Origin of the sequence: Serratia proteamaculans (genome assembly GCF_946227095.1) — a bacterium.
Lineage (GTDB): Bacteria > Pseudomonadota > Gammaproteobacteria > Enterobacterales > Enterobacteriaceae > Serratia > Serratia proteamaculans_E.
Map to the genome: position 1 here is coordinate 488,808 of NZ_CAMISV010000003.1, position 20,724 is coordinate 509,531.

Sequence of the window (20,724 nt, forward strand, 5' to 3'; positions counted from 1 at the left end):
ATAATTTACGCATCTTTACGGCGCTTTACGCAGTCTGGGCTAATGGCATTCGGGCTATATTGACGCTTGATGACGAACCAGGGGCTAACATTACTTAACCGCAGAGCGCGCTGCGGCTGGGATTTCTGTCGGCTGACATGTAGAATGCGGCGGTCAGTTTGGCGGGTTGTTACCTGGTTATGTCCATTTTACAGAAGGTAGAAGAAATGAAGTCTGAAAATAACATTAATAACAATGACTTAAAATCATTTCCAATCATCGTTGCGCTGGATTACGCGGACAAAGGTGCCGCACTGGCATTGGCCGATCGTATCGATCCGCAGGACTGCCGGTTAAAAGTGGGCAAGGAAATGTTCACCCTGTTTGGACCGCAACTTGTGCGTGATTTGCACGACCGCGGTTTCGACGTATTTCTGGATTTGAAATTCCACGATATTCCCAATACCACCGCCCGTGCGGTAGCGGCAGCGGCCGAGTTGGGCGTATGGATGGTTAACGTCCACGCCAGCGGCGGTGCGCGTATGATGACCGCCGCCAAAGAGGCGTTGTTACCCTATGGCGCGCAGGCGCCGTTGTTGATCGCCGTGACCGTGCTAACCAGTATGGAGGCGGAAGATCTGCAGGCTATCGGTATTGACCTCTCTCCGGCCGAGCAGGCGGAACGGCTGGCGCGGCTGACCCGCGATTGCGGGCTGGACGGCGTAGTCTGTTCTGCGCATGAGGCCGAGCGCCTGAAAGCGGCCTGTGGCCAACAGTTCCAGCTGGTTACGCCGGGTATCCGCCCTGAAGGCAGTGCCGCAGGCGATCAGCGTCGCATTATGACGCCGGTGCAGGCACAGGCGGTGGGCGTTGACTACATGGTGATTGGGCGTCCGATCACCCAATCCGCTGACCCTGCCGCCACGCTGAGCGCCATTCGCGCATCACTGGCTTGAGGAGATGACCATGAAGGACGATAACAGCCGCCTGGTCTATTCCACCGACAGCGGTCGCATCAAGCAGGAAGAGGTTAAGCCAGCGCGCGACAAGGGTGACGGCATCGTACGCATTCAGCGTCAGAGCAGCGGCCGCAAGGGGAAGGGCGTTTGCCTGATCTCGGGCGTTGACCTGGATGATGCGGCGCTGGAAAAACTGGCGGCCGAGCTGAAGAAGAAGTGCGGCTGCGGCGGTTCGCTCAAGGAGGGTGTTATTGAGATCCAGGGCGATAAGCGCGATTTGCTAAAACAGCTGCTGGAAGCCAAAGGAATGAAGGTCAAGCTGGCGGGCGGTTGATCGCCTAAGGTGAATTGCCATGCCGCGGTGCAATACTGCGGCATGGCTTAGGGTGATGCTGCCGGGCGTTAACCCGTGAATGGCAATGAGCCATTGACTGAAGATAAAACAGACCTGAAATAATCTTTATTATGGTTAATACGTCAAAGCGTAAACGCTTTTGCCAGCCTGTCGGCAGAGGTATCCGGATTGCGGCCGATCGGGTTATTTGCCTACCTGATGACCAATGATGCCCCCAACGGCGGCCCCGCCGAGCGTACCCAGTGCGCTACCATCGGTCAACACCGCGCCGCCTACAGCCCCTGCACCGGCACCAATAGCGGTGTTACGGTCACGTTTGGACATGTTGGAACAAGCGCTGAGTGAAAACGCCAGCGTAAGCGCCAGAGCGGCGGTGGCGAAACGTTTATTGATAATCATCATAATGACTTCTCCTTAGCATTGGCTTATGGGAGTGCCCTATAAGTATAGGCATGAACCCTAAATTCGGCCTGCTGTTGGCTCCCAAAGCGTATCGATATAAAAAATGGCATTTTTTGTTAAAGGCAGAACAATTGAAAAGCCAGAAGCGCTCTCTCTGCCAATATCCACTATAAGCTTCTGCCTGACGATAAACAGGTAAATAGTCTTAAAGTCCATTCCCCGCCTCTACAGGCCATTCACTCCGTGCCCCCACAGTTCTCGGTTTCCAGCAGAAGGCTACGCGGTCTTTAGCGATTTACGCCATACCCTCTAACAGCTGGCCTGCCGACAATATTCCCAACAGGTTTAACCGGGAAAGACACATGCTTAATGAACTCAAGCAGCAGGTATTAGAGGCCAATCTGGCCCTGCCACGCCATCATCTGGTGACGTTCACCTGGGGTAACGTCAGTGCTGTCGATCGCCGTGAAGGGCTGATGGTGATCAAGCCTTCAGGAGTGGAATACGAAGTGATGACCCGTGACGACATGGTGGTGGTGGAGCTGGAAAGTGGCAAGGTGGTCGAGGGGAGTAAAAAACAGTCATCGGACAGTGATACCCACCGCGTACTTTACCTTGAGTTTGGCGCCGCCGGAGGCATTGTTCACACTCATTCACGCCACGCCACCATCTGGGCGCAGGCGGGGCTGGACATTCCTGCCTGGGGCACCACGCACGCCGATTATTTTTATGGCGATATCCCCTGTACCCGGCAGATGCAGAATGAGGAAATTAACGGCCGCTATGAATGGGAAACCGGCAGGGTGATTGTCGAAACCTTTGCCAAACGCCAGTTGGATCCCGCGGCGATCCCTGCGGTGTTGGTGCATTCGCACGGTCCTTTTACCTGGGGGAAGGATGCGGAAAACGCGGTGCATAATGCGGTGGTACTGGAAGAGATTGCCTATATGGGGATTTTTTCAAACCAACTGACGCCGGGGTTGGCGGGTATGCAGCAGACGCTGTTGGATAAACATTACCTGCGCAAGCACGGTAAAAATGCCTATTACGGCCAGTGATCTTCAGAACGGCCGCCGCTCGACGGCCCTTCGTTTTTCTGCCTGACGCTTAGTCGTTCACTATATCCAACTGTATTCCCTGGCGTTTCAACTGGTGTTGGTATTCCAGTGACAGCCGCGAATCGGTGATCACCCGATGCACCTTTCCCTGCTGAGTCAGCGGATTGGGCTGGATTTGGCCAAATTTGGATGAGTCGGTCAGGACAATATTTTCCACGCCCTTCGCCAGCACGGCATTAACCACGTCGGCGCGCATCATATCGCGGCCGGTAAAGCCGGTATCTGCATGGTAGCCGTCAATGCCGATAAACGCCTTGCTAAAATGAACCTGCTGAATGCATTGGCGCGTTAAGGGGCCGACTACGGTTTCACTCTTTTTCTGATACATGCCCCCCAGCACGATCACCTCGCAGTCGGTCTCTTTCAGTAGGTTGGCGATGTAGTGGCTGACGGTGATCAGCGTGATGCGCTTGCGCTCGGCAATGTAGCGAGCCAGCAACGCGTTGGCGCTACCACTTTCGATAAAGATGGTTTCATCGTCGTTAACCAGCGACGCGGCATACTGCGCCAGCTTTTGCTTGAGGGTGAAGTTGGACATCATGCGCGCATCGACGTCGTCACTTTCCAGCGCCAGCGCGGAGCCGTGTACCCGCTTCAGATAGCTGCGCTTCTCCAGCAGGTTCAAATCCTGACGGATTGTCACCTCTGAAACGCCTGTGGCGGCAGCCAAATCGCTGACGCTGATGCGTCGGCGGTCGTTAACCAATTGCAATATTGTCTGTTGTCTTGAATTCATATCAACCTGATGTGCGGCCACCAAGGTGCGGCCGCTAATATTTATTGTTTAAATAGTATGTTCTGTTCGCGCAATAATATCATCCTGCGCGTCAGGGGATAATGCGGTAAAGAAAGCGGAATATCCAGCAACGCGAACCACTAAATCACGATATTGGTCAGGATGTTGCTTCGCTTTCAGCAGGGTTTCCCGCGACACGATGTTGTACTGCACATGCCAGCCCTGGTAGGCCTCAAAGAAGGTACGCAACATCAACATCAGCTTTTCGCGATCGGCCGGGTTCTCCAGCGTGGTCGGATTCAGCTTCTGGTTCAGCAGCACGCCACCGAGGATCGACGCGGTGGGTAACTTGGACAGCGAGTTGAACACGGCGGTAGGCCCCAGGTGATCGGTACCGGAGGCCGGGCTGGCGCCTTCCGCCAGCGGCGTATGTGCTTTGCGGCCGTCCGGTGTTGCCAGGGTGGCGGCTCCAAAGGGCACGTTAGCCGAAATGGACGAGGTGCCGGCGTAGTAAGTGCCGCCGATCGGGCCACGACCAAAACGGGTGTTGTGGTACTGCCTGAGTTCATCAATGTAGGTCTGATAAGCCCGCACCAGCAGTTGGTCAACTTCATCCACGTCGTTGCCGTATTTTGGCGCGGCGTTGAGCAGCCGCTGGCGTAACTGTTCTCCGCTCAGCCCGTCAAAGTCATTGGCCAGCGCAGCCGCTAACTGCTGCTGACCGATCACGCCCTGTTCGAACACCAATTTGCGGACTGCCGCCAGGCTGTTGCCCAGGTTGGCGATGCCGACCTGCAGGCCTGAAACCCAGTCGTATTTTGCCCCACCTTGCTTAATGCTTTTACCGCGCTCAATGCAGTCGTCCACCAGGGATGAACACAGAATATCGTGAGCGTTTTCTTCCAGCACGCTATCGACCACGCACTCAATTTCAATCGACTTACGGGTGAAATAGCGGATCTGGCGGTCCCAGGCCCCCAACACCTGGTCGAAATGGCTGAAATTGCCCTGTGACAGCGCCAGCTCCTGCGGCAGGAATATTTGGCCGGAAGTGGCATCGCGCCCCTGTTCCAGCGCCGCCAGCAACACGCGGGCGAAGTTGATAAAGCTCATGCCGGTGCAGCGGTAGCCCCATTTACCGCCTACTGCGGTTTCGATGCAGCCGATTGCCGCGTAGTCATAAGCATCCTGCGGTTCCACCCCCAGCTTGATAAACTCGGGAATGACGATTTCGTCGTTGTTGAAGGCCGGCATGCCGAACCCGCAGCGGATCACCTGCACACAGGCGTCGAGAAAATCGCTGCTCATCCCGGCGTGGTAGCGCACGCTGAGGTTGGGTTGGGTAGAGCGCAGGCGACCACAAGATTCCAAAATGGTGTAGGACAGGGGGTTAACCGCATCGCACGGCTTGCCGTCGAGCAGTTGCTGCCCACCGATAGTCACGTTCTGGTACAGCGGGCTGCCTGCCGAGGCTTTGGAGTGCGAGCCGGAACGGATCTTGTTGATCTCCAGCAGTTTCAGCCAGCAGCTGTGCAGCATTTCAATCGCGCGTTCGCGCGGCAAAGTCTGCTCCAGCTCGACATCACGGCGATACCAGGGATAGAGATATTGGTCGAGACGACCAAAGGACACTGAATGCCCGTTGGATTCAATTTGTAGCGTCAACTGAATGAAGTAACACAGTTGCAGAGCCTGCCAAAAGGTCTGTGGCGGACGGTGGGCGATCAGCTTGCAGTTTTCTGCGATGGCCAGCAACTCCTCACTGCGCCAGTGGCGGCTTTCCGCCTGGGTCATGCTGCGGGCCAACCGGGCAAAGCGCAGGATATGTTCGCTCAGTGCTTCCAGCGTCAGGTCGATGGCCTTCAGGAATTGCTCCTGCTGCAGTTCTTGCCAATCGGTGAGCCGGATGCGGCTGCGGCGCTCATCCACTTTGTCACGCAGCCCGTCGAGGCCTTTCTCCAGTAGCAGTGGGAAATTTACCGCCAGGTGCGCATCCCCCGAGGTCATATTACCTTCGGCCTTGATGATGCCGGTGGCCAGCAGGGCCTTTTGTTCATCGGTGAACATGCCGTAGCAGCGGTCCTGTACCGTTTGGCCCCGCCACCATGGGCATATCCGGTGCAGGATTGCCTTGTTCTCCTCGCTGACGGAAAAGCCGGCACCCGGACGGTCGGCCAACTGGTCTATCTCATCTTCGATCCAACCGACGGTATATTCCGGGAAAATCGGCGCGGCGCGTAATTCGCTGGCCTGGTTGCCGATAATAAGCTCATCGTTGTCAATTCGCAGCGTGCGTTTGGCCAGATGGTTGGCCAACGCCAGTGCCCGGCGCACCGGTAAGGGTTTGTCCAGATGCTGCTGATAGGCCTCGGTATAATGCTGTGCGCGTTCGGTACAAACTGGCGGTTTGACAATATGGATCAGCGCGTTCTTATGGGCCAGAGTACGTGCGGTCAGGGTGGTCAGGTCCAGCGTGGTCATGATGTTATCCTCGCAAAATGGCGGTCAGCCCTTTGGCTTCGGCGTACTGCTCGGCATAGGCCAGCAATTCGGGCGCATCCAGTGGGGTACGGGCAGCGTGATAAGGTTCGCCGAGCAGGTGGTATTTATTGATGCCCAGCGTGTGATACGGCAGGAAATGGATCTCTTTGGCACCGGCTTCATCGGCAGCGAAATCGACAATCGCACGGACAGAATGGCGATCGGCGTTAAACTCTGGGATCAGCGGGACGCGTACGGTAGTTGGGGTGCCCTGGGCGGCCAGTCGGCGGAAGTTATCCATCACCCGTTTGGCGGATCCGCCGGTCCACTGTTTGAAACGTCGTTCATCGACGTGTTTCAGATCCGCCTGCATCAGGTCAAGCCAGGGCAGTGAAGGGGCGATGTGCGACCACGGGGTATGCAGGCAGGACTCTACCGCGGTATGAATACCGGCTTCATGACCGCGACGCAGCAGTTCTTCCGCTACGCTCGGTTGCATAAAGGGTTCTCCGCCAGACAGCGTCAGGCCCCCACCGGTACGTAAATAAAAGGGCCGGTCGCGCAGTACCTCGGCCATGATATCGTCGATATTGACTGCGTTACCGCACAGGCTGAGTGCGCCGGTTGGGCAACGGGCGGCCAATGCGGCATAATCTTCGTGGCTGAGCAAATCGCGTTGGATCACCAGCTTGTCGTCTATCCGCCGGATTGCCGGTGAGTTATCGTCACCGCACAACGTGCAGCCGTTTAGGCACAGGCGAGGGTCGAACAACAGGTCTGCCTGTCGCGCCCGGCTTTCCGGGTTCTGGCACCAGAGGCAGCCAAGTGAGCAGCCCTTCAGAAACACCACGCTGCGAATGCCGGGGCCATCATGGGTGGAATAGCGCTGCAGATTGAAGATCACGAGTCACCTGTCATTCAGTTGCTTTACTGATGTCATTAAAGTTGTTTCGAATGAAAGTTGATTTGATTTCGATCAAATATAAACGCATTGCATGTCCTACTATGATGAGAGTTTGAATTCGCCCACAGAAGATTCAGGAGTCCGTAATGGAGCTTTATCTCGATACCGCTGATGTGAACGCAGTAAAACGCCTGGCGCGCATCCTGCCGTTGCACGGTGTGACCACCAATCCAAGCATTATTGCCAAAGAAGGGAAGCCAATTTGGGAGGTGTTGCCGGCGCTGCGCGATGCGCTGGGGGGCACCGGCAAGCTGTTTGCCCAGGTGATGGCCAACGATGCCGAGCGCATGGTGGCGGAAGCGGCGTTGCTTCATCAGCGAGTGCCGGGGCTGGTGGTGAAGGTGCCGGCAACGGCAGAAGGGCTGGCCGCGATTAAAAAACTGAAGGCGATGTCGATCCCTACTTTGGGGACGGCGGTCTATGGCGCGGGTCAGGGGTTGTTGGCGGCGCTGGCGGGGGCAGAGTACGTGGCGCCTTACGTTAACCGTTTGGACGCGCAGGGCGGCGACGGTATCGAAATGGTGCATGAGTTGCAGCAGTTGCTGACGCTGCATGCGCCGGGGGCTCGGGTATTGGCTGCCAGTTTTAAAACGCCGCGTCAGGCGTTGGCATGCTTGCTGGCGGGTTGCCAGGCCATCACCTTGCCGGTCGACGTGGCTGAGCAGTTCCTTGCTGCCCCGGCGGTTCAGGCAGCGGTAGAAAAGTTCGAGCAGGATTGGCAGGGGGCGTTTGGGACTAACTTGCTGAACTGAAAAGTCGTCTTTTAGCCTGAGATACTCGGGCCTAGCGCACCGAGGGGCAACTCCGGCAGCTAAAGCTGCTACGACCCCTTCGGCACGCTCTCCCTAATAACGGACTTTTAAGTTGTCTGAGGGCGCGGAAGCGCCCTGGTTATCACCAGTCGGAGTTAGCCATTCTCACGCAGCACGATCGGCGACTCTTTCACCGTTGGCTGGCTGGCGTTCAGCGCACGACGGATCACAAAGAAGGCGGAGACCAGCATGGTGACCGCTACCAGCATAAAGAAAGCACAGAGCGCGGCGTTAATCTGGTTGCTGAACACGATGGTTTCCATATCCTTCAGCGTTTTAGCGGGGGCGATCAACGTACCTTGCTCAATACCGTTAGAAAATTTCTTCGCCTGCGCCAGGAAGCCGATGCTCGGTTTCTCATGGAAGATTTTCTGCCAGCCGGCGGTCATTGAGGTGATAAACAGCCAGACGGTCGGCAGGATGGTCACCCAGGCATAGCGCTGTTTTTTCATTTTAAACAGCACCACGGTACCGAGGATCAGCGCCATCGACGCCAGCATCTGGTTGCCGATACCAAACAGCGGCCACAGGGTGTTGATACCTCCGAGCGGATCAACTACCCCCTGATACACAAAGAAGCCCCAGCCGGCAACGGCCACCGTAGTGCCCGCCAGATTACCGAACCACGAACGGTTGTTGGCCAGCCTTGGGATTGCCACGCCGACCAAATCCTGCACCATAAAGCGACAGGCGCGGGTCCCGGCATCGACGGCGGTCAGAATAAACAGGGCTTCAAACAGAATGGCGAAGTGGTACCAGAACGCCATCATCGCACGGCTGTTAAATACCTCGGTAATGATGTGTGCCATACCCACCGCAAAGGTCGGTGCGCCACCGGCACGCGACAGAATCGAATGCTCCCCGACGTCTTTGGCAATCATCGTCAGGGTTTCCGGGGTGATCATAAAGCCCCAGCCGTTGATCACCTGCGAGGCACTTTCCACCGTGGTGCCGATCAGCGCCGCCGGTGAGTTCATGGCGAAGTAAACGCCCGGGTCGATGACCGAGGCGCAGATCAGGGCCATGATCGCCACGAAGGATTCCATCAGCATGGCACCGTAGCCGATAAAGCGGATATGGCTTTCACGTTCCACCAGCTTCGGCGTAGTGCCGCTGGATACCAGTGCATGGAAGCCCGAAATCGAGCCGCAGGCGATGGTGATAAACAGGAACGGGAACAGCGAACCGGCAAACACCGGGCCACTGCCGTCGATAAAGCGCGATACCGCCGGCATTTTCATCTCTGGCATGGCGAAGACGATACCGACCGCCAGCCCGATAATGACGCCAATCTTCATAAAGGTGGACAGATAGTCACGCGGTGCCAGCAGCAGCCACACCGGCAGCACCGAGGCGACGAAGCCATAGACCACCAGCACCCAGGTCAGCGTGGTGCCGTGTAGCGTGAAGAAGGGACCCCAATAGGGGTCTTGAGCCACATTGCCGCCATAAATGATCGCCAGCAGCATCAGGGCAAAGCCCACCACCGAGATTTCAGCGATTTTACCCGGCCGGATGAAACGCATATACACGCCCATAAACAGCGCGATAGGAATGGTGGCGGCGATGGTGAACAATCCCCATGGGCTGTCGGCCAGGGCTTTTACCACCACCAGTGCCAGCGCAGACAGAATGATAATCATCACCCCCAGTGCGCCCAGCATGGTGATCACCCCGGCAAAGGCCCCCAGTTCCTGCTTGGCCATTTCCCCCAGCGAGCGACCGTCGCGGCGGGTGGAAATGAACAGGATCAGGAAGTCCTGCACCGCACCGGCCAGCATTACCCCGACCAGGATCCAGATGGTGCCGGGCAGAAAGCCCATTTGCGCCGCCAGGATCGGGCCAACCAACGGCCCGGCACCGGCAATGGCGGCAAAGTGGTGACCAAACAACACCCACTTGTTGGTAGGAACATAATCCAGCCCGTCATTGCGACGCTCCGCCGGCGTCATGCGACGATCGTCGAGCTCAAATACTTTTTTGGCGATGAACAGACTATAGAAGCGGTAAGCGATGCTGTAGCAGGCAATCGCCGCCACCACCAGCCAAACCGCGTTGACATGTTCGCCACGGCTAAGGGCCAGCATGGCGAAGGCAAATGCGCCCACCAACGCCACCACCAGCCAGATGATCCCGGACTTGACGTTCTTCATCTTCAACGACTCCTTGGTGTGCAGAAATAAACAAAGCGATGCTGTTATGGATAATGGATACCCATTAAAAGTAGGAGTTTTGCGCGTGAAGAACAGCAGGTCGGATGAGAAATGTGATGCTGGTTAAGTAATGACGTAAAAACAATGTGATGAGATTGTTGCGGTCATCGGCAGGCGAAAAAAAACACCGGAGGTTGACCCGTCCGGTGTTTGTCTGACGTGAGATAACTCTCGCGGGGTTAGGCCGCCGGTCTGGCGATCACGCTGCGGGTTTCCATACGCACTTCGGCGATGGTGACCTGCAGGCTGTCACCCTGACGATAGACGACTTCGCCTTTGATCTGCACCGTGCCGGTGTCCTGGCTGCAGACCATTTCATCACGCACCGCGTGAATAAACGGCGCCGGGATAAAGGCCACCGCACCGTTGTCCAGCAGGCGCACACGCAGGCCGCCGCGGGTTACGTCGATGATTTCCGCATTGAAGCGCTCATCGGTGCCGGCTTTATCTTTCAGGTAGCGAGCGTACAGCCAGTCACCCACGTCGCGCTCCGCCATGCGGTTCAGACGACGGCGTTCGGCCAACTGGACGGTCACTTCATCCTGCGGCTTCTCAGCGGACTGCCCGGTAATAATGGCTTTCAGCAGGCGGTGGTTAACCATGTCGCCGTATTTACGGATCGGTGAGGTCCAGGTGGCGTAGGCTTCCAGCCCCAGGCCGAAATGCGGGCCCGGTGTAGTGCTGATCTCGGCATAGGTCTGGGAACGACGGATGCGGCTGTCGAGGAACTGGGTCGGCTGTGAATCCAGGTGACGGCGCAGTTCGCAGAACCCGTCCAGCGTCAGCAGTTTCTCGGCTTCGGCTTCTACGCCGTTAGCCTGCAGCACGGTAACCGCCTGCTCGACCAGCAGCGGATCGAAACCGGTATGCACGTTGTAAATACCGAAGCCCAGGCGGTCGCGCAGCACGATAGCGGCGCAAACGTTAGAAGCAATCATGCACTCTTCAACGATGCGGTTAGCGCTGCGGCGCTGCTCGGTGACTATCTCCAGCACTTCGCCTTTTTCGCCCAGCACAAAGCGGTAGTCAGGGCGATCCTTGAACACCAGAGCGTGCTGGTGGCGCCAGGCGTTACGCACATCGCATACGCGCTTGAGCAGGGTAATTTGCTGTGCAATATCGTCACTCGGCGGTTGCCAGCCGGCAATGCCTTCCAGCCAGTCGGACACTTCGTCATAAACCAGTTTGGCTTTTGACTCGATCTCGGCGGCGAAGAACTGAATGTCGTTAGCTAATGCGCCGTCAGCGCCGACGGTCACGCGGCAGGCCAACACCGGACGGCGTTGGTTCGGGCGCAGTGAACACAGGTTTTCTGACAGGTCACGGGGCAACATTGGGATGTTGAAGCCCGGCAGGTAGTTGGTGAAGGCCCGCTCGCGGGCGATTTCATCCAGCGGACTACCTTGCTCGACGTAGGCGGTCGGATCGGCAATGGCGATGGTCAATTGCAGTGAGCCGTCACCGTTGTCCTGTACCAACAGGGCATCGTCCATGTCTTCGGTGCTGGCACTGTCGATGGTGACAAAGTTCAGCGCAGTCAGGTCTTCACGCGGCAGCGAAGCGTCCGGTTCGCTGATTGCGATCATTTCCGGGGCTTCTTTTTCCAGATTGTGACGGGCCAGAGTTACCCACCACGGCGCCAGGTGATCTTCACCTTCGGTAATGAAATGGGTCAGATCGGCGTTAAAACCACGATCGCCCTTCAGCGGGTGGCGACACATCTGGGCAACTGCCCAGTCACCGGCCTGGAAGTTATGCTTCAGATCACGCGCTGGACGACATGGGATCGCGTCTTTCAGCAAAGGATGATCGGGCACGATGGACAAGCGGTCATCGCGCTTTTGCACACGGCCGACAAAGCGCGACAGGAATGGCTCGATCAGGGTTTCCGGCTCGGCGATTTCGCGTTCTTTCTCGGTGTGCAGGGTCGCGCTCACCCGATCGCCGTGCATGACTTTCTTCATGTACGGTGGCGGAATGAAATAACTTTTTTGACCGTCTACTTCAAGAAAGCCAAAGCCTTTCTCAGTCCCTTTTACTACGCCTTCAACGCGCGGGGTCTGAGAGTGAAGTTGCTGTTTAAGCTGCGCCAGCAGCGGGTTATCTTGAAACATATCGTCCAGTGAATGGGTTGTGAGTGGCAAGATTTGCGGCTGACAGTTTTACGCGAATCACCTGCTGCGAGCAAGCCTAACGTCGCGGTTTCCCGCGTTGGCTCGTGATTTAATGGAATATCGAGCGTTCAATCGTCGGCAGGAAAAAAACCGGCTCAGAAGGCCGGGAAGAAGCGGAGCGAAATCAGCCCTGATGATTAACGCGCCCAGCGTAAACCGGCGCTGCAGGTCAGGCGATACGCCGTGTCGGTTGCGCGACGCAACGGCGGATTTCTACCGGTATCGACTTGGAGGTCGGCGTGCCGGTGCCGTCACCAAAACTGGCCAGCGGCACCAGCGGGTTGGTCTCCGGGTAATAGGCCGCCAGATTGCCGCGCGGGATATCGTAGCTCACCAGTTTGAAACCGCTCACTTTGCGAGTGATGCCGTCATTCCACAGGGTTTCGATCTCCACCAGTTCACCGTCCTGCATATCCAGTGCCGCCAGATCTTCCGGGTGAATAAACAGCACTTCTCGCTGGCCATACACGCCGCGATAACGGTCATCCAGCCCGTAGATGGTGGTGTTGTACTGATCGTGCGAGCGTAGGGTTTGCAGCGTGAAGGGGGCCTGGCGACCGTCCAACTGCGGGAAAAGACTGTCCGGTAATGGGGCCGCGCCAAATTCCGCTTTGCCGCTGGGTGTCGCGAAGCGCAGTTCAGCGGCGGCGTTACCCAGATAGAAACCACCCGGTTGATCGCAGCGATGGTTAAAATCTTCGAAGCCGGGAATAGTGGCGGCGATGTGATTGCGGATCAACGAATAGTCATCTGCCAATTCCAGCCAGTCGAGCTGTTGGTTGCCCAGTACCGCATCGGCAATACCGCAGACAATGGCGGTTTCCGAGCGCTGGGTCTCCGCCAGGGGTTTACCTACGCCTTCAGATGCATGCACCATGCTGAACGAGTCTTCCACCGTGATGTACTGCGGGCCGCTGGCCTGCAGATCCTGTTCGGTTCGGCCGAGGGTCGGTAGGATCAGGGCGTCCTTGCCGGTAACCAAATGGCTGCGATTAAGTTTGGTACTGATATGTACCGTCAGGTCACAGCAGCGCAGGGCGCGGGCGGTGCGTTCGGTGTCCGGTGCGGCAGCGGCCAGGTTGCCACCCAGCGCCAGCAGCACCTTCACTTCGCCACGCAGCATCGCTTCAATCGCCTCTACCGTGTTATGGCCCGGCTCACGTCGCGGCGAGAAGTTAAAATGCTGTTCCAGGCTGTCGAGCAGCGCCTTGGGTGACTTCTCATCAATACCCATGGTGCGGTTGCCTTGCACATTACTGTGGCCGCGCACCGGACACAGGCCGGCGCCCGGTTTGCCCAACTGGCCGAACAGCAGTTGCAGGTTGGTGATCTCACGCACCGTCGGCACTGAGTGTTTATGCTGGGTGATGCCCATCGCCCAGGTACAGATCACTCGTTCAGCACCCTGATAAATGGCTGCCGCCTGGCGCAACTGCGCTTCACTGAGGCCGGACTGCTGGGTTATTTGCTCCCAGGAAGTCGCATCCACCTGGGCCAGATAGCTCTCTACGCCAACGCTGTGCTGTTCAATGAATGCCAAATCGAACAGGCCCGGTTCACCGGCCGCCAGACGTTGACGGTGGCCTTCCAGCAGCGCTTTCACCATGCCGCGTACCGCCGCCATATCCCCGCCGAGATTAGGCTGGAAATAGGACGAACTGATCGGTGACGACTTGGGGGTCAGCATTTGAATTGGGCTTTGCGGATCGGCAAAGCGCTCAAGGCCGCGTTCGCGCAGGGTATTAAAACTGACGATACGTGCGCCACGACTGGCGGCATTTTTCAAACTGTGCAACATGCGTGGGTGGTTGGTGCCGGGGTTCTGACCAAACACGAAGATGGCATCGGCCTTTTCAAAGTCATCCATACGGATGGTGCCTTTACCCACGCCGATGCTTTGTTTCAGGCCAACACCGCTGGCCTCATGACACATGTTGGAGCAGTCGGGGAAATTACTGGTGCCGAGCATACGGCCAAACAGTTGATACAGATAGGACGCTTCGTTGCTGGCGCGGCCCGAGGTATACAGCTCGATTTGGTTCGGGTTATCCATCTGGTTGATGTGCCGGGCGATCAACGCCAGCGCGTCTGGCCAACCGATCGGCTGATAATGGTCAGTCTCGGCGTTATAGCGCATCGGGTGGGTGAGGCGGCCCTGATATTCCAGGAAGTAATCACTTTGCTGCTGCAGGGTGCTGACGCTGTGGGCGGCAAAAAATTCCGGTTCCACCGCATTACGCGTGGCTTCCCAACTGACCGCCTTGGCGCCGTTTTCGCAGAAACTGAAAGTGCTGTGATTATCATCGCCCCAGGCACAGCCTGGGCAGTCGAAGCCGCGGGCTTTATTTACGCGCATCAGGTTACGCAGGTTTTTCAGCGTCTGCTTGCTGTCGAGCACATAGCGGGTGGTGGCTTCGAGAGAACCCCAGCCGCCCGCCGCGCCGGTATAGGGCTTTATTGACGGTTTGAATTTCATATTGGTCTTCGCAGGTGGTTGTAGCTAAAAAGTGAACGCTTTTTTAAGCGCTTTCAGTATTTATGTCACAAGTTTAGGAGGGGGCGGCGCCAGCGTCTAATCGAATGGGGCTATGACGGCATAGAGCCGGTTTATCGCGCCGTCGGCCTGAGCAAACAAATCGTTGCATAATGACACCCGCTGAAAAAGAGTAATGATTCCGCTTTCCTCACAATTAATGCAGTCTATGCCTCGGATTATATTGGTATTTTATTTCGCCCACAGGGCCTGAGGAACAGCGATTGAAGCGTTCAGTATTGGTGGTGATCACCGGAATTTTGCTGCCGTTGGCGGTACAGGCGGCAGATGCGCCGCTCAGCTTTCCCCTTAATACCCCACCGGCGATAGACGCCGCCTCTTACGTATTAATGGATTACACCACCGGTCAGGTGCTGGCGCAGGCCAATGCAGACCAGCGCCGTAATCCGGCCAGCCTGACCAAACTGATGACCGGGCTGGTGATCGATCACGCACTCGACCAGCACAAGATTGGCCTGGATGACCTGGTGACGGTAGGTAAAGATGCCTGGGCTGGGGGGAATCCGGTCTTCAAGGGTTCATCGCTGATGTTCCTGAAACCAGGTGACAGGGTCACGGTTCGCGATCTCAGCCGTGGCATTATCATTGATTCCGGTAACGACGCCTGTGTCGCCATGGCGGATTACGTGGCAGGGAGTCAGGCCGCCTTCGTCAAGCTGATGAATGAAAAGAGCGCTCAGCTGGGTCTGCAAAATACCCATTTTGAAACCGTCCACGGCCTGGATGCGCCGGGGCAATTCACCACGGCGGGCGATCTGGCGGTGATTTCACGCGCCATCATTATGAGTGAGCCGGCGGAATATCATATGTACAGCGAGAAATCGCTGACCTGGAACGGCATCACCCAGCAGAACCGCAATGGGCTGCTGTGGGACAAAAACCTGCGGGTGGACGGCCTGAAAACCGGGCATACCGAATCTGCCGGCTTTAATATTATTGCCTCTGCCACCGAAGGTGACCGCCGACTGATTGCGGTGGTGATGGGCGGTAAAAGTTCGAAAGGACGAGAAGAACAGGCGCGTAAACTGCTGACCTGGGGCCTGCGTGATTTCGCCACCGTGCATCTGTTCAATGCCGGGCAAAGTCTGGGCCAGGAGAAAGTGTGGTACGGCGACCGCCATGAGGTCGCGGTAGGCAGTGCGCAGGATCAATACTTCAGCCTGCCGAAAAGCGAGGCGGGTAAACTGAAAGCGCAATATGTGATCAATACGCCGCGTCTTGATGCGCCGTTGGCACAGGGGCAGCCGATCGGTGAAATTCGTATCAGCGACAACGGCAAAGTACTGAAAACCTTGCCGCTGGTGGCGTTGCAACCGGTCAATCAGGGCGGCGTATTCTCGCGCCTGATGGACTATGTGAAGCTGAAAATCTGACCCTCCGGGCGCAGGGCGCTGCGCCCGAAATCCTGCAGCGATGATATGTCCTTGACGATGGCGGTGACGACCTTATCTAAATATGAGAGTTACTAATTAAATAGTCCTCAAATATTTTTCACATTGAACAATCCCACTAAAATGTTAGGATATTTCCGATTGTAATCAAGGTGATTGCGATCTGGTTAAGGCGTCGTCGTTATTTGGCTGCCTTAAACAATAGTTAAAAATTTATCTATGGGGATAGGGAAGTGAAAAAATTGATTGGTGTAACAATGCTGGCCTTTCTACTGTCAGCATGTGACAAACCCAAAATAGATGCGTCAACTGACGAGTCCATGAAAGAGTCCATTCAAAAGATTAGGGAAACACTCCCCCAGGAGAAGCAGCCTCAATTTGATGACGCGCTTAAAGTAGTCGCGTTCAGTCAGGTAAGCATGCGGGACCTCATGCAGGCAGGAGTGACTAAAGACGCAGATTTTGTACAAAACAAAATGAAGACTGCTCTGGCGGGTAAAACGGGTGATGAAGTTATCTCTTATGCCGAAACAATCAAGCTGGAACGACAAGAAAGAGAAAAAGAACAGGCTCTGCAAGAGATTACTGAGTTAGAAAACAGAAAAAAAACCTCTGCAGAAAGTGTTGAGCAACTGAAAGCTTTTAAAGTGACGAGCTCCCGGTTTTACTTCCAAAAAGAAAAATATGGAAGCGATCAGCCAATCATTGCGTTAAGTGTAGAAAATGCCACGCCTAAAGCGGTATCTCGTGCTCATTTTAAGGGGGTAATTGCCAGTCCCGACAGATCTGTTCCCTGGTTTAGCGATTCATTCAATTATGAAATTGCCGGTGGTCTTGAGCCTGGTGAAAAAGCGGATTGGGCTTTGGCCCCTAATCGGTTTTCTGACTGGGGAAAACTAAAGCTACCGGCGGACGCTGTATTTACCGTCACGGTAGTGGGAGTCGACGATGCTAATGGCAAGCCTATTTTTGGTAATGCGGAATTTACAAAGCGTGATGCTGTACGCCTTGACGGACTGAAGAAAAAGTACTCCGTGAATTGAAGCTATCTTGGTAAACGTTCCCAACCCGGCAACTGAGCCGGGTTTTTTATGTCCTGCTTATAGGAACGACGGGCCGATCCAAGACTTGCCAAGATAAGGATTATCATAAAAAATATTGTTACAGTGTCCTGTAACGCGCAGGAGTGTTTTAGTCAGTATATTAGTTATGCATGATGGCCTCCTGCAACCTTTGCTGTAATAGCTGGAAATAAAGAAAATCGATATAAAACAACTGATTTACCTGTGTAATCTCGAGCGTGAGCGCCACTTTGGTCGGGCGGCAGAAGCCAGCTTCGTCAGCCAGCCGACGTTATCCATGCGGTTGAAAAATCTGGAAAAAGAGTTGGGTGTTTCGTTGATCAACCGTGGCAACAACTTTGAAGGTTTTACCGCCGAAGGTGAGCGGGTGCTGTCGTGGGCGCGTGAGATTGTCTCGGTCTATCAGGGACTGAAGCTGGAGGTGGAGTCGCTTAAGCACGGTCTTAACGGCACGCTGCGCATCGGTGCCGTTCCTCAGTGCAGCATTTCACTGGCGCAAATGTTAAAGGCGGTCAGTGAGCGTTTCCCTCAGTTGGATTACCGGGTGTCGGTACTGAGTGCCGATCAGTTACTCGAGGCGCTGACGGCACATACCGTGGATATTGGCATTGGCTTTTTTGAGCTTTCTACGTTGCAGGAGCTGCATTTCCAGTCGCAACCGCTGGCGGATGCCGGTGTTGAGCTGGTGTACCACCCCGAGCATTTCCCCGAATTGGCAGGGGATGCGCCACTGACGCTGGATGAAGTGGCGGCACTGCCGCTGTGTTTGGCGGAACCGACGCGTTACTTCCGCCGCTACCTTGATCAAAACTTCCGTGAAGCCGGTTTGACGCTGCATGTGCGCATGGAAACCACCTCGATATTCCAATTGCTGCAGGGCATTTTTGTTGGACTGGGGTGTGGGGTGTTTCCGCACGGTAACCTGTTGCCGACCATGATGCCAGAGTTGCAACGCCGACCGATCGCCATCGCGGCGATGTCACGCCATGCTGCAGTCGTGGCTGCCGAGCCGGGGCGCGCATCGCCATTGGCGCAGCATTTCTTTGATGCCGCGCGCGGTTGGCTATTGCGGTAACTATTCCGCCTGGCTTTCGCCGAGGCGCTGTGTATCCCCCAGGGTTTGGCGTAAACGGTTCTCCCAGGCATAGAGCGCCCCGGTGAGGATCACGTCCAGCGCCTGCGCCTGATTCAGCCCGCTGTTAAACAACGGCTGTACGCTGCGTGGCGTGAATTTTTCCGGCGTGCGGGTCAGGTCTGCAACCACCCGGATCACCGCCTGAGAAACCGAATTATCGGTACTCTCCAGCCCGTGATGAGCATTGTCGAACAGGGCATTGACCAATAAGTCATCTTCAATATCCTGCGCTACGGTGGATGCGCAGTAGCGGCTGCCGTTAATGCGGGAAACCGCCAGCGTCGCCAGCGCTTTCAACCGTGCCGAAAGGCCATAACCCTCGGCGTTGATGCTGTTAAACACGCCATTGCGCTCACGCAGTGCCGGGGCATCATGAGCCAGCAACAGATAATAAGACTCACTGCGGGCGTCGGGATGGCTTTGATCGAGTACGTCGAGCTGTTCAGCGCGGGCCTCTTCCAACACCACCGACGGTAGCCGTGATTGCCAGGCCAGTTCTTCCTGCGTGAATTCCACGCCCTTTGCATCCTCTATGTTCGGAAAGCCGGGCACTACACCGGTTGGCCGCCCGGCTAAGGCCGCGACACCGGCAACCACGCGTGCCTGATAGCTGACAAATCCGATAATTTGTGAGAACGCTACGATGTCCGCCGGGCTTAACCCGACGTCGCTGAGCTGTTGTAAGGCTTTAGGGCAAATCAAGGTCGGCTGACTGGCGAGTTGGCGGGCATATTGGGTGATTTGGGCCAGGCGGATATTGCTTTCACGTGAGGCGTCGGGGCTGTACAGCGGGGCGAGGCGGGCCGCGTAGTGACTACAAAGAGACTGAACCCCGGTCACCTGAGCGACAGTCAGTGCAGTGCTGAGACGATCATAAGGTGACAATGTCACAAATCGGGTTAATTCGAGCTGATCCGGGAACAGCACGTGATAACTGGCAAGCGAGGCGTTAAACACCCCGGCGCGGGCGGTCAATGCGCTGTTCAACGCTTCGTCGGCAAAGGCTCCCAACCCCAGCAGGAAGCGATCGCGGATGCCGGCCGCCTGTGGCTCCAGCGGTTGGTCACCCCGGACGCTGCTTTGGGTTTCGTGATACCACTGGGCATTATGTTGTCGACGTAGTAGTTCCATAGGGGAGGATCCTTAATCAAGAGCAATAGCCACCGATGCGTAAGGCAGCGGCAGCAAGATAAAAAGGCAACATGCCTGTAGAGGGGCACGAAATGACAGGATCAGCGCTGACTATCGCAACACAGTGTGTGGCCATAAACAGAGAAGCCTGCGGCTAAAGTGAGCAAGAACTGCGTGAGTCGGCGATTGCGGGGGCTGGTCATCAGTGCGATATCCTGTCGTTTAATAAGCTCAACGTAGGGGATATCCTCACCGATTCGATTGGCGAGATAAAATAATGTTAAGTGCTAATCAATAACTGAATGGAATAAAATATAATGAGATATAACAAAATTGTAATTTGTATTTGAGGATTTTGGCTAAGCGCCATGCCGTTTCGGCAATAAAAAACCCGCTCGGAAGCGGGTTTTTACGATCATAGGGGTCAGAATCTGCCGCCATCGCGCCGCCAGGCATCGGCGGTAAGGGCTTCGCCGAAGTGGCTGGCGATCAGCCGTTTGGTCAGTTCATGCAGCGGGGAAGCCAACACTTCGGCGGTGCTACCGCGTTCGACGATTTCCCCTTCGTGCATCACCATCACCTGATCGCTGATGTGTTTCATCATCCCCAGATGCTGAGTTACATAGATATAGGAGATGCCGTGTTTCTCCTGCAGCTCCAGCATCAGGTTGATGATCTGCGAGCGCATCGACATATCCAGCGAGGCCAGCGCCTCATCGGCAACGATCACCTTGGGTTGCAGGATCAATGCACGGGCCAGCGCTACTCGCTGTTTCTGACCGGAAGCCAACATGTGCGGGTAATAATTGGCGTGGTCCGGCAGCATCCCCACCTGGCGCAGCGTCTGGTTGATATGCTGCTCGCGCTCGGGGGCAGCCATTTCGGTATTCAGCCGCAGCGGGGCATCCAGCAGTTGGCCGATACGCTGACGCGGATTGAGCGAAGTGCTCGGATCCTGAAATATCATGCGGATGCGCTGGCTACGATAGCGATAATCGCCATAGTCGAGCCGATGGTCATCAATCAACAGTTCGCCGGATGAGGGTTCCACCATGCCGGACAGCATCTTGGCCAGCGTAGACTTACCGGAACCGTTCTCGCCGATGATGGCCAGCGTTTGCCGCTCACGCAGGGTAAAGCTGACCGATTTCACCGCTTCTACGTGTTGACGACGAAACAGCCCGGTGCGGTAACGGTAGGTTTTGCTCAGATTGCGCACTTCCAACAGCGTTTCCATG

Annotated in this window: 16 protein-coding genes; 7 read left to right on the forward strand and 9 right to left on the reverse strand. The window is 56.0% G+C overall.

The window, feature by feature from the left end:
• Positions 1-206: 206 nt before the first annotated feature.
• Positions 207-935: an orotidine-5'-phosphate decarboxylase gene (gene pyrF / locus OC597_RS08930; RefSeq protein ID WP_262208406.1), complete on the forward strand. Its 729-nt coding sequence runs from the start codon at positions 207-209 to the stop codon at positions 933-935.
• Between the two features lie 10 nt (positions 936-945).
• Positions 946-1,272 (forward strand): stress response translation initiation inhibitor YciH, encoded by a 327-nt coding sequence (gene yciH, locus OC597_RS08935; protein WP_262208408.1) that lies wholly within the window; start codon positions 946-948, stop codon positions 1,270-1,272.
• 204 nt (positions 1,273-1,476) lie between these two features.
• On the opposite strand, the gene osmB is transcribed toward yciH, so the two are convergent.
• The gene (gene osmB / locus OC597_RS08940) at positions 1,477-1,695 is read right to left on the reverse strand and encodes an osmotically-inducible lipoprotein OsmB (protein ID WP_004945176.1); all 219 of its coding nucleotides are present in this window, start codon (positions 1,693-1,695) and stop codon (positions 1,477-1,479) included.
• 362 nt (positions 1,696-2,057) lie between these two features.
• On the opposite strand from osmB, the gene araD reads away from it, so the two are divergent.
• Complete coding sequence (araD, locus tag OC597_RS08945; protein ID WP_262208411.1) at positions 2,058-2,753, forward strand: L-ribulose-5-phosphate 4-epimerase; 696 nt, start codon at positions 2,058-2,060, stop codon at positions 2,751-2,753.
• Positions 2,754-2,802: 49 nt separating this feature from the next.
• Here araD and OC597_RS08950 read toward each other — a convergent pair whose 3' ends face one another.
• Genes OC597_RS08950 through OC597_RS08960 form a run of 3 tightly spaced genes read right to left on the reverse strand, consistent with a single transcriptional unit; the run spans position 2,803 to position 6,934 of the window.
• Positions 2,803-3,549 carry a DeoR/GlpR family DNA-binding transcription regulator gene (locus OC597_RS08950; protein WP_099062875.1) on the reverse strand — a complete coding sequence of 249 codons (747 nt, stop codon included), beginning with the start codon at positions 3,547-3,549 and terminating at the stop codon, positions 2,803-2,805.
• Between the two features lie 48 nt (positions 3,550-3,597).
• Positions 3,598-6,030: a formate C-acetyltransferase/glycerol dehydratase family glycyl radical enzyme gene (locus OC597_RS08955; protein WP_262208414.1), complete on the reverse strand. Its 2,433-nt coding sequence runs from the start codon at positions 6,028-6,030 to the stop codon at positions 3,598-3,600.
• A gap of 4 nt (positions 6,031-6,034) precedes the next feature.
• Positions 6,035-6,934, reverse strand: coding sequence for a glycyl-radical enzyme activating protein (locus tag OC597_RS08960; RefSeq protein WP_262208418.1), 900 nt, complete (start codon positions 6,932-6,934; stop codon positions 6,035-6,037).
• Positions 6,935-7,080: 146 nt separating this feature from the next.
• Here OC597_RS08960 and fsa point away from each other — a divergent pair, with 146 nt between their 5' ends.
• Entirely contained in the window at positions 7,081-7,746 is a 666-nt protein-coding gene (gene fsa, locus OC597_RS08965) for a fructose-6-phosphate aldolase (RefSeq protein WP_261256675.1), read from the forward strand.
• A gap of 155 nt (positions 7,747-7,901) precedes the next feature.
• Here fsa and OC597_RS08970 read toward each other — a convergent pair whose 3' ends face one another.
• The 3 genes from OC597_RS08970 to OC597_RS08980 form a co-directional block, all read right to left on the reverse strand.
• Entirely contained in the window at positions 7,902-9,959 is a 2,058-nt protein-coding gene (locus OC597_RS08970) for a carbon starvation CstA family protein (protein WP_261256677.1), read from the reverse strand.
• Between the two features lie 239 nt (positions 9,960-10,198).
• Complete coding sequence (locus tag OC597_RS08975) at positions 10,199-12,133, reverse strand: exoribonuclease II (protein ID WP_261424067.1); 1,935 nt, start codon at positions 12,131-12,133, stop codon at positions 10,199-10,201.
• 229 nt (positions 12,134-12,362) lie between these two features.
• Positions 12,363-14,669, reverse strand: coding sequence for an FdhF/YdeP family oxidoreductase (locus OC597_RS08980; RefSeq protein WP_262208420.1), 2,307 nt, complete (start codon positions 14,667-14,669; stop codon positions 12,363-12,365).
• A 281-nt stretch (positions 14,670-14,950) separates the two neighbouring features.
• Between OC597_RS08980 and dacD the strand changes: the two genes are divergently transcribed.
• The 3 genes from dacD (at position 14,951) to OC597_RS08995 (ending at position 18,295) form a co-directional block, all read left to right on the forward strand.
• On the forward strand, positions 14,951-16,120 hold the full coding sequence (gene dacD, locus OC597_RS08985) for a serine-type D-Ala-D-Ala carboxypeptidase DacD (protein WP_261284743.1): 1,170 nt from the start codon (positions 14,951-14,953) through the stop codon (positions 16,118-16,120).
• 251 nt (positions 16,121-16,371) lie between these two features.
• Positions 16,372-17,181, forward strand: coding sequence for a DUF6694 family lipoprotein (locus OC597_RS08990; RefSeq protein ID WP_261426478.1), 810 nt, complete (start codon positions 16,372-16,374; stop codon positions 17,179-17,181).
• 217 nt (positions 17,182-17,398) lie between these two features.
• Entirely contained in the window at positions 17,399-18,295 is an 897-nt protein-coding gene (locus tag OC597_RS08995) for a LysR family transcriptional regulator (protein ID WP_262208445.1), read from the forward strand.
• Here the strand turns inward: OC597_RS08995 and OC597_RS09000 are convergent, their stop codons facing one another.
• Together OC597_RS09000 and sapF are read right to left on the reverse strand one after the other, a co-directional pair.
• Positions 18,296-19,486, reverse strand: coding sequence for a CMD domain-containing protein (locus tag OC597_RS09000; RefSeq protein WP_262208422.1), 1,191 nt, complete (start codon positions 19,484-19,486; stop codon positions 18,296-18,298).
• 424 nt (positions 19,487-19,910) lie between these two features.
• Positions 19,911-20,723, reverse strand: a complete 813-nt coding sequence (gene sapF / locus OC597_RS09005) for a putrescine export ABC transporter ATP-binding protein SapF (protein ID WP_012145361.1) — start codon at positions 20,721-20,723, stop codon at positions 19,911-19,913.
• Between the last annotated feature and the right edge of the window lies 1 nt (position 20,724).